This is a genomic window from Paenibacillus sp. EC2-1 (genome assembly GCF_049311625.1).
In the GTDB taxonomy this organism is placed as follows: domain Bacteria; phylum Bacillota; class Bacilli; order Paenibacillales; family Paenibacillaceae; genus Paenibacillus_AQ.
Map to the genome: position 1 here is coordinate 1,845,352 of NZ_CP186006.1, position 16,012 is coordinate 1,861,363.

13 protein-coding genes are annotated in these 16,012 nt (G+C 42.7%); 8 read left to right on the forward strand and 5 right to left on the reverse strand.

All coding sequences use genetic code 11. The features are described 5' to 3' along the window. Window positions 1-365: 365 nt before the first annotated feature. The 5 genes from ACK8P5_RS08575 to ACK8P5_RS08595 all read left to right on the forward strand — a co-directional run bounded on the left by ACK8P5_RS08575 (window position 366) and on the right by ACK8P5_RS08595 (window position 7,655). Window positions 366-1,268, forward strand: a complete 903-nt coding sequence (locus ACK8P5_RS08575) for an ABC transporter permease (RefSeq protein WP_422660521.1) — start codon at window positions 366-368, stop codon at window positions 1,266-1,268. A 12-nt stretch (window positions 1,269-1,280) separates the two neighbouring features. Beyond that, entirely contained in the window at window positions 1,281-2,168 is an 888-nt protein-coding gene (locus tag ACK8P5_RS08580) for a carbohydrate ABC transporter permease (protein ID WP_422660522.1), read from the forward strand. A 30-nt stretch (window positions 2,169-2,198) separates the two neighbouring features. Continuing rightward, window positions 2,199-3,806 (forward strand): extracellular solute-binding protein, encoded by a 1,608-nt coding sequence (locus ACK8P5_RS08585; RefSeq protein ID WP_422660523.1) that lies wholly within the window; start codon window positions 2,199-2,201, stop codon window positions 3,804-3,806. 173 nt (window positions 3,807-3,979) lie between these two features. Further along, window positions 3,980-6,376, forward strand: coding sequence for a beta-galactosidase (locus ACK8P5_RS08590; RefSeq protein WP_422660524.1), 2,397 nt, complete (start codon window positions 3,980-3,982; stop codon window positions 6,374-6,376). A gap of 82 nt (window positions 6,377-6,458) precedes the next feature. Further along, window positions 6,459-7,655 carry a Gfo/Idh/MocA family protein gene (locus ACK8P5_RS08595; protein WP_422660525.1) on the forward strand — a complete coding sequence of 399 codons (1,197 nt, stop codon included), beginning with the start codon at window positions 6,459-6,461 and terminating at the stop codon, window positions 7,653-7,655. A gap of 167 nt (window positions 7,656-7,822) precedes the next feature. Here the strand turns inward: ACK8P5_RS08595 and ACK8P5_RS08600 are convergent, their stop codons facing one another. From ACK8P5_RS08600 to ACK8P5_RS08615, 4 genes are read right to left on the reverse strand one after another with little or no spacing between them, the layout of a single operon-like run. After that, window positions 7,823-8,524 (reverse strand): ABC transporter permease, encoded by a 702-nt coding sequence (locus ACK8P5_RS08600; RefSeq protein ID WP_422660526.1) that lies wholly within the window; start codon window positions 8,522-8,524, stop codon window positions 7,823-7,825. A 12-nt stretch (window positions 8,525-8,536) separates the two neighbouring features. Continuing rightward, a complete protein-coding gene (locus tag ACK8P5_RS08605) occupies window positions 8,537-9,439 on the reverse strand; it encodes an osmoprotectant ABC transporter substrate-binding protein (RefSeq protein ID WP_422661418.1) in 903 nt (300 codons plus the stop codon). A gap of 47 nt (window positions 9,440-9,486) precedes the next feature. Then, window positions 9,487-10,152, reverse strand: coding sequence for an ABC transporter permease (locus ACK8P5_RS08610; RefSeq protein ID WP_422660527.1), 666 nt, complete (start codon window positions 10,150-10,152; stop codon window positions 9,487-9,489). Between the two features lies 1 nt (window position 10,153). Next, complete coding sequence (locus tag ACK8P5_RS08615; protein WP_422660528.1) at window positions 10,154-11,317, reverse strand: ABC transporter ATP-binding protein; 1,164 nt, start codon at window positions 11,315-11,317, stop codon at window positions 10,154-10,156. Window positions 11,318-11,365: 48 nt separating this feature from the next. Between ACK8P5_RS08615 and ACK8P5_RS08620 the strand changes: the two genes are divergently transcribed. Continuing rightward, the gene (locus tag ACK8P5_RS08620; protein WP_422660529.1) at window positions 11,366-11,545 is read left to right on the forward strand and encodes a hypothetical protein; all 180 of its coding nucleotides are present in this window, start codon (window positions 11,366-11,368) and stop codon (window positions 11,543-11,545) included. Between the two features lie 500 nt (window positions 11,546-12,045). On the opposite strand, the gene ACK8P5_RS08625 is transcribed toward ACK8P5_RS08620, so the two are convergent. Further along, window positions 12,046-13,134, reverse strand: a complete 1,089-nt coding sequence (locus tag ACK8P5_RS08625; RefSeq protein ID WP_422660530.1) for a Gfo/Idh/MocA family protein — start codon at window positions 13,132-13,134, stop codon at window positions 12,046-12,048. 506 nt (window positions 13,135-13,640) lie between these two features. Between ACK8P5_RS08625 and ahpC the strand changes: the two genes are divergently transcribed. After that, window positions 13,641-14,204: an alkyl hydroperoxide reductase subunit C gene (ahpC, locus tag ACK8P5_RS08630; RefSeq protein ID WP_422660531.1), complete on the forward strand. Its 564-nt coding sequence runs from the start codon at window positions 13,641-13,643 to the stop codon at window positions 14,202-14,204. A 13-nt stretch (window positions 14,205-14,217) separates the two neighbouring features. Next, window positions 14,218-15,747: an alkyl hydroperoxide reductase subunit F gene (gene ahpF / locus ACK8P5_RS08635; protein WP_422660532.1), complete on the forward strand. Its 1,530-nt coding sequence runs from the start codon at window positions 14,218-14,220 to the stop codon at window positions 15,745-15,747. The last annotated feature ends 265 nt before the right edge of the window (window positions 15,748-16,012 follow it).

The window sequence follows — 16,012 nt, forward strand, 5'->3', positions numbered from 1 at the left end:
AGTGAGCAAGGATGCAAACAGCACAATGAATATGAGATTAACCGCGATGATTTTTAGATAAATGCTATCCCGGTTCAACATGATATTAGAAATGAACTTCATTTGGAGATCGTCACCCTTCCAAGATTGATAGCGCTTACAAATCATTATGTTATATTGTATAGACTCGGCTAACAATTGCAAGAGGAAAAGAACGCTTAGATTAAAGATTGAACATTGCTTCGATTTTTGAATGTCGGCGATTATACTTTTTGCATATCGGATTAATAGTTGAAGATTGCGTTTACATGATCTTCTTAAACATACTAAAACCACCACGCACGATGCGTGATTTATTTAAGAATAAAAGAGAGGAGGGATTGGAATTGAGTCGCTTTATTAGTCTATGTGTAAAGCAAAAATACTTGTTGTTGATGACGCTTCCAGGATTTTTGGTTGTACTGCTGTTCAAGTATTTTCCGATTTACGGTATTCTGATTGCTTTTAAGGACTACGATGTCGCTGCAGGCATATGGAACAGTCCTTGGGTAGGATTAAAACACTTCTTTTCATTCTTCAACAATCCACTCAGTTTACGCATTATTAAGAATACCGTATTGCTGGGTCTATACTCGCTTCTGTGGAGTTTTCCCGCACCGATCATTCTAGCGCTGCTGATGCACGAGTTGAAGATACGTTGGTTTAAACGTTGGGTACAAACAATTACGTATTTTCCTCATTTTCTGTCGGTGGTTATTATTGTCGGCTTCATTAAGGAATTTACGGCGATGGATGGACTATTCAATCAGATTACAAGTTGGTTTGGTATGGAATCGGTGCCGATGTTGTCGCAACCTGATTATTTCCGAACGCTCTTTATTAGTTCTGGTATATGGCAGGGAATCGGCTGGGGGACCATTATTTATCTGGCGGCTTTATCGGGGGTAGATGAAGTGCTGTACGAAGCGGCAACGATCGACGGTGCTAATCGCTGGAAACGTATGATACATATTACTTGGCCTGCTATTTTGCCAGCGACGACCATTCTGCTTATACTCTCGCTAGGCAGTATTGTCGGAAGCGATTTTCAAAAAATATTGCTTATGTACAACCCGAATATTTACGAGACTGCGGATGTCATTGATACGTTCGTCTACCGTCAAGGAATCCTGGGGGCACAATATGAATACAGCACCGCTGTTGGGTTGATGCTGTCGATTGTGGCGCTGATATTTGTTGTAACAGGGAATCGCATTTCTAGGAAAGTGTCAGAAACAAGTCTATGGTAGGAGTATGCGCCTATGAAAGCTTATAATGAAGGATTTGGCTCTAAACTGTTCAATGTGTTTAACTATTCGTTTATGATCTTGCTGTGTATCATTATGCTTTATCCACTTCTTAATACGCTTGCGATTTCCCTCAGCAATCCATCAGAAATTATTCAGGGAAAAGTAAGTTGGTTTCCGAAAGGTTTCAATCTGGAAGGCTATAAATATATATTTCAGGAACCAAGGCTGATGATCTCATTTCGGAACACTGTGATCTATGCAACCGTAGGTACGTTTGTTATGCTGACACTCACGTCCCTGATGGCGTATCCGCTATCAATGCAGGAGTTCGTTCTGAAAAAATTCATCACAATCTTTTTGACAATTACGATGTTTTTCGGCGGTGGCTTGATCCCAACCTATCTGCTTATCCGCAAGCTGCAGATGATCGATACGTTGTGGGTGATGGTTATTCCTGGTGCCATTTCTGCTTTTAATGTAATCATATTCCGTACATTTTTTCAGAACTTACCCAAAGAACTGCGCGAATCGGCACATATGGATGGGGCAAACGATATCACGATTTTGTTTCGAATCTATTTGCCATTGTCCAAGGCTCTTCTGGCGACCTTCGCCCTGTTCGGAATCGTCGGTGCTTGGAACGGTTGGTTTGAAGCGCTTATCTATTTGAACGACGAGAACAAATATCCGATTCAGATGCTACTTCGCAAAATGATCACAGAAACAGACACTGGTGCGATGAATGCGCAGACGTTTCAGCTGGTCGCAGCGATGAAGCTACACGGTAAAAATATTAAGATGGCGACAGTCATGGTGACGATTTTGCCGATACTTTTCCTCTACCCGTTTCTTCAGCGGCATTTCGTATCGGGTATGATGATCGGTTCTATAAAAGGCTAGATTACATTATTTATGAAGAGGGTGGTTCGGATGAAAAAGAAAAGTATGATCATGTTGACAGCTCTTCTGCTGCTGTCCATCGCTTTGACAGGTTGTCAGTCAGGCGCAAATGAGCCGGAATCCAGAGACAACGGGGGAGATAACAAGCCTTTAAAGCTGTCTATTATGGCAGCAACATTTGGGGCTTCGCCGGCTGGAACGGAAGTTCAAGAAGAATGGCAGCGGCGAATGGAGGCACATATCGGACGGAAGCTCGAAATTGACTGGCAATATGTGCCCTGGGGGGAATATAGCGACAAATTCAAATTAACGCTTGCTAGCGGTGATTTACCTGATATTATGACGAACACTGACGGTGACCTGACTACCCAGTATGGGCGGCAAGGCATCGTACTGGATATTTCCAAATACTTAGATGAGCACGCACCAAACTACAAGAAATTTGTTGATGAAACGCCGTATTCGAAATCCAGCTTATATACCCCAGAAGGAAATATGTACTTTTTTGGTGACGGTTGGTCTAACAAAGCAAATAACGAAGGATCGGCTTATGGCTCTCTTTATCGGTTTGATGTGTTCCAGAAGCATAATATCCCGATTCCGGAAACACTGGAACAGTTCTACGACGCTGCTAAGCAGCTGAAAGTACTGTATCCTGACTCATATCCGGTTACGAGCTTCCCGTGGCCGAAGATTCAGGATGGATTGGTTAACATTCATCATACATCCACCAGCATTTACTGGAATGGTAAAGAGTTTGCTTTCGCTCCAGTAGAAAACGCTTACAAGGAGGCGATCATGTATGCTGCCCAGCTATATAAAGACAAGCTGTTAGATCCTGAAATTTTCACCCAGTCTGAGGATCAGGTGAAGCAGAAGGCAACGACCGGTAAGTCATTCATGATACCTCTAGTTTGGTACGGATTTGTTGATGAGTTCAACAGTGCTCAGCAAGGGATGGAATGGGGTGGGTCGATGCTTCCGGCCAATGAAAGCTACGGAGTTCCATGGAAGCTGAGCTCTGTTGAACCGGGCCAGCGTATTCGACCTTACAATGGTGTGCTTATATCCGCTAAGACGAAAAATCCAGAGCTAGTCGTCAAAATGATCGACTACCAATACTCTGATGAAATGATCGATCTTCTCAACTGGGGCATCGAAGGCAAGACATATGAAGTGGTGAACGGTGTCAAGCAGTTATTGCCAGAAATTATGAATGCCCCAATACCATCCAAAGCCCTGGAACCTTTCGGTATAGGGGGCTATAGCAGGGCAGGAATTGTGTTCTCGCCCGCTGAGTTTAGTTCGGATATCGGAAAATATAAGCCGATGCCGTTTTACGCTAAGGGTGAATATGTAAAAGAGAAAAACTTTATTATTACAGATAAATTGGGCGGTAAGGAGTCGATCGCTCCAATGGATAGAGCTCCGTTCATCCGTCTGACCAAAGAAGAGCAGTCAATTCGGACGGAGACGATGACCCCGATCGATACCTATGTGGCAGAAATGACGACTAAATTTATTACAGGAGAGAAAAGTTTTGATGAATGGGATTCGTATAAAGCCGAGTTACTCAAACTAGGCGACTACAATGCGATTCTTAAAATATTGAACGATAAAGCAGCTGAACTAAAATAATGACTTAGATGAACGTCGTTGTTTCGAAGTATTTAATGGAGATTGCTGAGACAGGGATGAAACTAGGGACCGGAGGTACGCCTCCGGTTTTTTTACAAACTAACCTGTTTCCTAGGAAATTGGTGCGAATTTACGAAGCTTGAGCAAGATCAAACTGTGAAGGGGTGACAAAAATGAACGATAGCCAGGACAATCGTAGCCTAAGCGATAACGTCTATACATTCGACATATCCTCACAACGTTGTATGCCAGAGACTATTTTTAGGGGCATGGGAGGGAGTAATCCAGAAGGTGACATGCTCGATGTCAACAGCAAGTATTTAACCTACAATGGAACTCCTTTCCTTCCTGTAATGGGTGAAATGCATTATTCACGTTATCCTGCTGATTATTGGGAAGAAGAGCTCTTAAAGATGAAGGCATGTGGAATTCAAATTGTGGCGACATATATTTTTTGGAATCATCATGAAGAAAGCGAAGGCAAGCATGAATGGACAGATTCGAGAAATATTCGTAAGTTCTCGGAGTTATGTGCAATGCATGGATTATTCCTCTACTTAAGGTTAGGTCCTTATTGTCATGGAGAAGTCCGATACGGTGGTTTCCCGGATTGGGTTATTAACAAATGCCGTATTCGTACTAACGATTCGGTATATCTAACTTATGTTCATCGTCATTATGAACAAATATTTGGGCAGGTTCAAGGTATGCTTTTCAAGGATGGAGGGCCAATTATCGGAGTGCAGATTGAAAACGAATATTTGGGCGGTCAAGAGCATATGTCCGAACTTAAGAATATTGCTATAAGCGTCGGGTTTGACGTACCGTTCTATTCAGCAACCGCTGCAGGCGGGCAATTCGATTCCATTCCGGAGGGTGAAATGTTGCCCATGTTCGGAGGATATCCTGAAGCTCCTTGGGCGCAGCATACAGATCCAATGCCACCAAGTGTGAATTTCTTTTTCAGCCATCTTCGAGACGATTCTAATGTTGGTAATGATTTGATAACGACTGACTTGGATAAACGTGGATTAAATCCACCTGGAATTGAACGTTATCCTTACTTTATGTGTGAACTTGGTAGTGGTAATCAAGTGACATACCATCGCAGACCGATCATTTCAGCTGATGATATTGTCTCCATGGCTCTTGTAAAAATAGGCAGTGGCTGCAATTGGCCGGGATATTACATGTTTCATGGCGGCACAAATCCAGTCGGTAAATTGTCCACGTTGCATGAATCCCAGTCGACCGGCTATCCAAACAACTATCCTATACTTTCTTATGACTTTCAATCGCCAATTGGCGAATATGGTCAGATTCGCGAAGCTTACCATGAATTGAAACTACTGCACATGTTTTTACGAGATTTTGGTGAACGATTAGCTCCAATGGAGTCAATACTGCCTAAACAACAGCCTATAGATCGTATGGATAAGGATACATTAAAATGTGTGGTACGGTCAGATGGATATAGCGGATTTTTGTTTTTGAACAATTACGTTCGCTCGCAGGAGACGAAGCAGATCGGGCCTATACGTTTTGAATTTACGCTTGCAGATGGAGAGAAGCTTCTTTTTCCACAAAACCCAGTAACTATTCCTAAAGGAGAGCGTGCGATTTTTCCTTTCAATATGCCGTTAGAAGGCGGAGCGCTATTACATTACGCCACTGCACAGTTGTTTGCAAGACTTGAACATAACGGTAAACACATCTATATATTCTTTGCGTTATCTGGAATTCAGGTGGAATGCGCCCTAGAGGGAGTTGCCGTGAATAATATTGAGACTTCCGGAAATGGAGAGGTAGTTAGTCAGCATGAGGGTAAGGTGATCTTATCAGGGCTAAAGGCAGGTACTGATTGTTTGCTTCGATTAACTACAGCGGATGGCACAAAAATAGAATTTCTAATTATGACAAAATTAGAGGCGCTACATTGCTATAAATCAGAAATCTGGGGAAAAGAAAGGCTATTTTTAAGTGAATCCGACCTGCTCTTTGAGAAAGAACAAGTTCGTTTACTGAACAAGCAGCCTGGGCTTATGGATGTTGCGGTATTACCAGCGCCACCACAGCGATTGCTGTTCAAAAATGAGGAAGCAAATGTATGCATCAAGGGACCATTTTCGCATTACTCAAGGATAGTAAAAAAGAATGATGTGACCGTGAAAGCGTCCGCGTTAGCGGATGGTATTCTGTCTTATGATGGAGTACAACATGAAGTCAAACAATGGAGTATTAGGTTTGAAGCTGAGGATTTTGATCAATGTGAGCTAGGAATTAACGATATTTTTTTACTGATCGAATATGAAGGCGATTTCGCGGTATTGCGAAAAAGTGGAGAAAAAGAGCTTCTCGCCGATCATTTCTATACTGGTTCGGTTTGGGAAATTGGTCTGAAACGATTTATGCCTGGCATTATGTGTACCGACCTGCTGCTTCAGATCATCCCGTTAAAGGATCCATCGGCTATTTATTTGGAACGAAAGCCATCGACTGAAGGTCAATCCATTGCGTCTTTGTTGAATGTGAAGACTGCAACGGAATACACGGCTGGATTTCATATGTAGAAGTATATGATCAAGACAGTCTAATAAGATGAGTGAGTAAGATCTTGTAGCTTAATAACGCTATTAAAGGGAGGTTTACAATATGAAAGAAAAAATTAAAATTGGAATGATCGGATTAGGTGGCAGAGGTATGGGGCTATTAAGGCTTGTTATTCTTAACATGTCGGATGTTGAGGTCGTTGCTCTATGTGACCGATATGAAGATAGACAGACAAAGGCAGCAGATAAAGTAGAAGAGAAACAGGGTTCAAGACCCTTTGTAACGATTGATTATCAAGAAGTACTCTCAATCGATGAAATTGATGCAGTAATTATTAGCACATCATGGGCAGATCATATCGATATTGCGATTGCTTCTATGGAAGCTGGTAAATATGTAGCTACTGAAGTTGGAGGTGCATATTCGGTACAGGAGTGCTGGAGATTAGTAGAAGCATACGAAAGAACAAAAATACCATGCATGATCTTGGAAAATTGTTGTTATGGCAGAGATGAGCTTATGGTTCTTAACATGGTTAAGCAGGGATTATTTGGAGAAATCGTACATTGTGCTGGTGGATATCAGCATGATTTGAGAGATGAGATTGCCTACGGTTATGAGAATCGCCACTATCGTTTAGATAATTATATCAATCGTAACTGTGAGAATTATCCCACACATGAAATCGGACCCATTGCTCGTATCTTAGATATCAATCGTGGTAACCGCATGGTTTCTCTCGTATCCATGGCCTCCAAAGCTAAAGGTATGAAAGAGTACATAAAGAATGAAAAGAGTCATGATAGTGAGCTGGCTAAGCTTGACTTTATGCAAGGAGACATTGTTACAACAATTATAAAGTGTGCTCATGGTGAGACGATTACTATCACGCTGGATACAACATTGCCGAGATACTATTCCAGAGGATTTACGGTAAGAGGGACAAAGGGGATGTATACTGAAGAAAATCAATCTGTATACATTGATGGGAGCCATGATCATTACCAATCTTGGAATAAAAACTGGGGTAACGCTGAAGAGTTCAGAGAGAAGTATGAGCATCCAATTTGGAGCAAGTTCTTAGAGGAAGGCGTGCAAGGCGGACATGGTGGTGCGGATTGGCTTGTATTGGCAGATTTCTTTGAAAGTGTGAAGAAAGGTACTCAAACACCACTGGATGTCTATGACATGGCATCATGGATGTGTATCTCCACGCTGTCTGAAGATTCTATTGCTATGGGGGGACACCCTATTGCAATCCCTGACTTTACGAATGGGAAATGGATTACACGTCAATAAAAAATAAAAGGCGTATCCATCAACTATGTACTTAGAGCGAAGGGAATAATGGTGGTAGCAATGACTTATACGAGATGTATCTATTAACAAGAAAAAGGGCATTCCACAAGATCTTATACTCTTGAGGGATGCCCTTTTTGAAGTCAAAGTACACTTTCTTACAATCATCAGCCCACATTTTGTGTTTTGGCAGGAGCTGGGGCCACGCTGGACGACTTCCGCTTAGCCAAATCCATTTTGCGCTGCAGTATGCCTAGCACAACATCCGCGAAGATAGCTAACACCGCAGCAGGGATAGCACCTGCAAAAATCCGAAGCGAGTTATTACTGTTCAGTCCTGCGTATATTTCACGCCCTAAACCGCCTCCACCAACGAGAGGGGCGATCGTTACGACACCGATGGCAATAACTGCCGCAATACGAAGCCCTGACATGATATACGTCAGCGAAAGGGGGAAGCGCACTTTAACGAGCAATTGGAAGGGGCTCATACCGATTCCTTTACCCGATTCGAGGTAGCTTGGATCGACTTGCTTTAAACCGACGTAGGTATTACGAGCAATCGGATTAAGTGAATATAGGAAGAGTCCGACCATGACGGTCTTCGTTCCAAGTCCCAGCCACAGCATGAGGACGACGAGCATAGCAAGGCTCGGTACGACCTGAAGAATATTGGTTATAAATAGGATGATTTTGGCTGCCCATTTGTTTTTGGAGCATAGAATGCCGAGGGGCACACCGATGATGACGGCTAATCCGAGACCGATACCGACCATGGTGAGATGCTGTAGAAAATACTCCCAGAGCATATCTTTATTTCGTGATATATAGGATAAGAAGTCTGCAAATGTTAATTGTTCACTTTCCATAGTAACCCTCCTTTAGCTTTTCAAGAGGCCCTGCTCTTTCAAGTACGAAATGGCAACCTCTCGCTCACTTTTCTTCTCAATGTCCACCTGATAGTTGAGCGATATCATCGTATCTGCATCCAGATGACCGATTAAAGGCGCTATTGTATCCTGAATTTCAGGATGCTCTTTCAAAAGGTCCGAACGAAGTACCGGACTTGCATCATATGGAGGGAAGAATTGTTTGTCATCTTGAAGTGTCTGTAACTCGTAGGCTTTTAGCCGGGAATCTGTAGAATAGGCCAAAACAATATCGACCTGCTTATTAGCTACCGCACTATATACCAGACTGATCTCCATAGGGAAAACCTGGCCGAATTTGATGTCATATGCTTTGGAGAAGGCAGGGTACCCATCGCTGCTTCTTTCCAGCCAGGTGGTATCTACCCCGAGCTTCATCTTATCCATGTCTTGTTTAACATCGGAAATTTTGGTATACCCATTCGATTCCGCAATATCCTTTCTGACGGTGAACGCGTAGGTATTCTCAAAGCCCAGAGGGTCCATCCAAGTGAAACCGAAGTGTTCCCGAAATCCTTCTTGCGCTTCCTTCAAGACGGTGTCACGGTCTTTCGAGCCGCTGATTGGAAAATGGTTGTTAAAAATTTCACCTGTATAGAATGTCGCCATCTGGACGTCGTTTCTTTTCATCGCATCGATGATAAGGGAACTTGACGCTAAGTCGGGAATAATATCCACCTTCAGGTTGGTTTGGTCTTCGATCAAGGCTTTATACATTTCAGCAATAATTTTGGATTCGGTATAGGTTTGAGTCCCAATCGTAATCTCACTCTTTACTCCGCACGCTGAGGTGAATGAGGCAAGAGCGATCATACAGACTAGCATCGGTATCCATTTGAGTTTATTCAGTTTCATCACGTCTCCCTTATTCGGTCTGGTTCGCGGTTTCAGATTCATGTTACTCATACCGCAGCGTCCCGGGTCTGATTTTGATGGTAGTGTTTACTGAGCCAGCTCTCAAGGAGACCAAGCAGACCATCGGCTACAAGTGCTAGGAGAATGGCGCCAATACCACCGATAAATATCATCTCAGGTTTGTTAACTCCAAGTCCGGATACAATAAGCTGTCCCAAACCGCCAGCACCAATCAGGGAAGCGAGTGTCGCCCAGCTGATGATGTAGACTGTCGTGATACGGATACCTGACATGATATATGGGAGAGATAGAGGAAGCTGAATCTTTAGAATGGTTTGAGCAGTACTGTATCCCATTCCTTTGGCTGAAGTCAGCACACCTTTATCCACGGAATGAAAGCCGTCGTAAGTATTCCGCAGAATTGGCATTAAGGAGTATAGGAAGAGTGCCAGAATGGCGGGCTTCATCCCAATACCGAGTAAGGGAATGAGAATAGCTAGAAGTGCCAAGCTCGGAACAGTCTGAAATAGGTTCGTAATGAAAAATACAATACTATTAATCCAATTTATCCGGTTGTATACAAGCAGTATTCCGATCGGTACTGCAACAATTGTCCCAAGTAATACGGAAGAGAACGAGAGGATCAGATGCTCCTGTAATGCCTTCAAAATATCCGGATAACGATCCGTAATAAAGCTCCAGAATGCGTTCATATTACTCATCCTCTCCGTTCGGCAGCGGAGGGGCCATAGCTGGATATACTTCGGCCAAATGTTTAACTACACTACCTCTTGTAATTAATCCGAGGAACCGGTTGTTACTATCGATAATCGGTAGATTGCTAAGCTGATGATTGTCCATAATTTCAATAGCTTGGGTCAGCGAGCTTCCGGATGCTACGGAGTAACGGACTGGATGCATCACATCAGCTACAGTTTTCCCTTCTTCCCCGTATTGATCGAGAACTCGGTAGATTGAAACCGCGCCGTGAAGCTGACGATTACGGTCCACAATGAGCAGTGAGTCTACCCGTTTTATTTCCATCAATTTGATAGCTTCGGCTAATCCTCTGCTTGGGAATGCTGTGACCGGATTCGTAATCATCACTTCATCTACAAGCGGAATTTCGTAGCTGCTTTCATTTTCATTTTGCAGACGGTTCGAACCGATAAAGTTACGTACATAATCGTTCGCAGGATGTCTTAGTATCGTATCCGGTCTACCGGTCTGCATCACTTCACCATCTTTCATAAGAACGATGGTATCTGCAATTTTGATCGCTTCATCCATATCATGCGTTACAAAAATAATCGTCTTATGGAGATCCTGCTGAAGCCGGATCAGTTCATCCTGAAGCTGCTCACGGCTGATGGGATCCAGTGCGGAGAATGGTTCATCCATGAGAATGATATCAGGTTCAGCGGCAAGTGCCCGCACTACACCTACGCGCTGCTGTTGTCCCCCACTAAGCTCTGAGGGATAGCGGGAGCCGTAGGTTTTGTGATCCAGTCCGACCATATCAAGCAATTCATTTACCTTTTGGTCTGTTTTGTCTTTATCCCATTTCTTCAGACGCGGAACGACACCGGCATTCTTGGAAATATTCATATGCGGAAATAAACCAACGCTTTGAATGACATAACCGATATTGCGCCGCAGTTCTACCGGATTCATCTCGGAGATATCCTTGCCGTCAATGAGCACTTTGCCTGAAGATGGCGTGTTAAGTGCATTGATCAGCTTCATGGTTGTAGATTTACCACATCCACTTGGACCGATTAGGACGGTGATTTCACCTTTTTTGAATTCGAGGTTAATGTCTTTCAGTGCGTGAAAGCCATTATCATAAACTTTGTTCACATGCTCTAGTACTATCATTCAATCGCCCCTTTGGAAGAAGTCCATATTATCAGGAGCATTCGGCATATGATCCGGCAGAGAGTAGAGGGTTACACCACATGTGTGATTCCAGAATTAAGAGAAGGCATCAGCCTTATATATGTAATAGCTGAAATGAAGCCAAGCAAGTTAGCTTTAAAAAATATCAAAATGGATAGGATTAGTTGCATGGTTAAGGGATGGAAAAGCGTTAAAGAGGAACCCTGAAGGGTGCTAACAAATTCAAGTCACAATTTTCGTTACGGTATTGACTTATATACCGAAAATTCCACCTTTATATGCATAGTAGCTTGCTAAACTGTGTAATCCCCTGATGCATCCATCCGAAACATTTCAAGCCTGTATGCCCTGCATACAAAAAAGTATGCGTTCTCACACATGAATTCCTGAAATACCTGTGATAGGTCAAGCAGCTCTTTAATGATGCTACTGCTTCTCTCAGCCCAAATGGATATATGCAAAATGCGTAAGTAGGTAACGAACCATCACTTGAGTAGGTCCGATTAACCGTAATAATATGCTTATAACAATTACCCACTGTGCACAGAGGTGAAACATGTACTTAGGACGATTTTGTAGGGTTTCTTTTTTTAGGAAGTAGGATGGAGGCTCTAAATAGGATGAAAAATGATTTGATTCCATATAAAGAAGCTGCCCTAGGTCCTTACGGCCTAGTGAGCAGCTCTTCGTCGGATTGAAATATAGAATTATTGATGATTAGCTGTTTGGACAACAGGCTCCAGCGATACTTCTCCGTGCTGGTCGGATGAATCGTAAATTGCTTGAATAATCTGGGAGGAGAGGATGACTGTATCGATATGCGAAGGTTGCTTTTCTCCGGTTTGAATGCATCGAATGAAACCATCAATTTCATTCTGGAACATGCTTCCGTGATTGAATTTTGGTGTTGTTTCGGTTAGTGCACCGTCATTTGTACTGTAAAAGGTGAAGTCTGCGCCATACTTCAATCGGATCCCACCTTTGTCACCTAAGAAGTCGATGTAACTCTCATCTGTACCAATATTTTGTGCCCATGCACCGTTTAGAGAAATAGTTGGACCTTCGGTGCGCACAAGAGCGGTGACGAAATCATCAACATCATAAGTGCCGTCGTATTTCGGTGGACCTGCCCACATGTTGAGGAAGGTATAATTCTCCATATCCTTGCCTAGTTTGCAGTAGGTTTGTCCAGAAACAGTCTTCGGCTTTGGATCTCCAGTACAGTACATTACGATATCGAGGTAGTGAACGCCCCAATCGATCAAAGCACCGCCACCCGCGATGGATTTAGTTGTGAAGGCACCGCCCAATCCTGGAATGGAGCGATGGGAGCGGAAGCTCGCATATACATGATAGATTTCACCAAGATCACCATTTTGGATCATCTTCCTAATCCTGTTAACGCTTTCATTATACCGGTTGACGACCCCAATATTGAGCGTCTTGCCTGTTTCGTGCTGAACCTTTTGCATTTCCAGTGCTTCAGCATAGGTCCGTGCTGCTGGTTTTTCGCATAATACATGCTTACCTGCTCGCAAGCAATCAATGGCGATGGATGCATGACCGTCATTCGGTGTACAGATCGATACCGCATCAACCTCAGGGTCATTTAAAATCTGATGATAATCCTCAATGGCTTGACCGCACTCGTATTTCGTTACAGCGGCATCGGCCCGTTCCTTCACAAGATCGCAGAAATATTTAATTTCAGCATCTGTATTAGCCATGTAAGCAGGGATATGGGCACTGTTCGCAATCGTGCCGCAGCCAATCACGGCAATTGTAATTTTGTTCATCGGTTCTCCTCCAGAATCGTGGATTGATGATGCAGTGATTACATGAGCCTATCGCTTGATGTTATTGCTTGCCCCGAGTATAGCATATTGAATTAAGATTTGGAGTATAAAAATAGGATGAGAACATTATTTTTCCTTATGGGATTTTAAAGGATATTTTCTGTAACTAATTTTACAATGTTGGAAGATGCATAATATGGTTGATTTTGATAAAATAAAAAAGGAGTTACAATGCGATTTCTGAACAAGTATTCTGAGGAAAGGAGCGTCTTTCGTCTAGAAGAAAAATCCACTTTTAGGTCAGGAATATTTTGATTTGGTTAGAAGCATAATGAAATGATAAGCTCATTTGTTTAAAATTGTTACTAGATTAGAATTATTATAAAAAAGCTTGACATTTTTCGTTTTTTGGTTGATTATAATAATTACAAAGTACGTTCAAGGACATGCCAAATCGTCCTGAACTTACTATATAAACTAAATTACAATTAAAAGGAGATATAATCATGTCACTAATCGGAACAGAAGTACTACCATTTAAAGCATCTGCATTTCAAGACGGTAAATTTCTAGATATTACAGAAGAAAACTTCAAAGGTAAATGGAGCGTAGTTTGCTTCTACCCAGCTGACTTCACGTTCGTTTGTCCTACTGAGCTTGAAGATCTGCAAAACCAATATGAAACTTTGAAAGAGTTGGGTGTAGAAGTATACTCCGTTTCTACAGACACTCATTTTACTCATAAAGCATGGCATGCAAGCTCTGAAGCAATCGGTAAAGTAAAATACATCATGATCGGTGACCCTTCGCATACGATTTCCCGCAACTTTGATGTATTGATCGAAGAAGACGGTCTTGCAGATCGTGGTACGTTCATCATCGATCCAGATGGTATCATCCAGACTGTTGAGATCAACGCTGGTGGTATTGGCCGTGATGCAAGTGCTCTCGTTAACAAGATCAAAGCAGCACAATATGTACGTAATCATCCAGGTGAAGTTTGCCCAGCAAAATGGTCTGAAGGTGCAGCAACATTGAAACCAAGTTTAGATCTTGTAGGCAAAATTTAAGGTGGTAATATAAATGGCACTAGATCAAGATATTAAAAACCAACTAGCACAATATCTTCAAATGTTGGAAGGCGATATTGTACTCAAAGTCAGCGCAGGCGATGATGATGCATCCGTCGAAATGCTTGCTCTGGTTGAGGAAATTTCCAGCATGTCTTCACAGATCACGTTGGAGAAGACACAGTTATCTAGAACACCAAGCTTTAGTGTCAATCGTGTTGGAGAAGACACGGGTGTCATCTTTGCTGGTACGCCACTCGGACATGAATTTACTTCATTGGTGCTCGCGCTGCTACAAGTTAGTGGACGAGCTCCAAAAGTGGAGCAGAGTGTCATTGATCAAATCAAGAGCATTCGCGGCGAATACACGTTTGAAACGTATATCAGCCTGAGCTGCCATAACTGTCCTGATGTTGTACAAGCATTGAACCTGATGAGCGTCCTCAATCCAGGTATTTCGCATACCATGATTGACGGTGCAGCATTCAAAGAAGAGGTAGAGAGCAAACAGATTATGTCTGTACCTAGCGTATACCTCAATGGTGAGTTTTTCGAAAGTGGTCGTATGACGATTGAAGAGATTCTTGCTAAACTGGGTTCTGCTCCGGACGCTTCTGAGTTTGACAATAAAGATCCTTATGATGTACTTGTTGTTGGTGGTGGTCCATCAGGTGCAAGTGCAGCGATTTATGCAGCGCGTAAAGGGATCCGCACAGGTATTGTTGCTGAACGTTTTGGCGGTCAGGTTAATGATACAATGGGCATTGAGAACTTTATTAGTGTGAAATACACTGAGGGTCCTAAGCTCGTAGCGGCTATTGAAGAACAGGTGAAAGAATATAACATCGATGTGATGAAGCTGCAGCGTGCTAAACGTCTGGAGAAGAAGGATCTCATCGAGATTGAGCTTGAGAATGGCGCGGTTCTGAAGAGTAAAACCGTGATCATATCCACCGGTGCTCGCTGGAGAAATGTCGGCGTTCCGGGTGAAGCTGAATTCAAGAACAAAGGGGTAGCTTATTGCCCACACTGTGACGGTCCTTTGTTTGCAGGTAAAGATGTTGCAGTTATTGGCGGCGGTAACTCCGGCGTAGAAGCAGCGATTGATCTTGCGGGTATTGTGAATCATGTAACGGTTCTTGAGTTTGCTGAAGAGCTCAAAGCCGATGCTGTACTTCAAGATCGCCTTTACAGCCTGCCTAACGTTACGGTAATTAAGAATGCGCAAACCAAAGAAATTACCGGAACGGATAAGGTCAATGGTATCTCCTATATCGAGCGTGAGACAGGAGAAACAAAACATATAGAATTGCAAGGTGTGTTTGTACAGATTGGCCTTGTACCAAACACCGATTGGTTAGCTGATACACTTGAACGCACACGAATGGGTGAAATCGTGGTAGATAGCCATGGCGCTACAACAATACCTGGTGTGTTTGCTGCTGGTGACTGCACGAATAGTGCTTATAAGCAGATCATCATTTCTATGGGATCTGGTGCTACAGCAGCTCTAGGTGCTTTCGATTATCTGATTCGCAATTAATCAATATCGTTATAAGGAACAGCCCTCACTTTATAAAGTGGGGGCTGTTTTATTTGTGGAACTTCGGCTTGATTTACAAGTATGAAACATATAAGTTTATCTAAAAACGGATAATGGGGGTTCTGTATGTTGGCTATTTTTAGCTTGGTGCAGTTAAATTCGGAAGGGGTTTTCACAGAGCTAGGGCGTATAAGGTTAATGTAGGGAGATACTTGAAGTGATATTTATTGAAAACGTTTTCTTGAACTGTGTTACTAATCTCTAT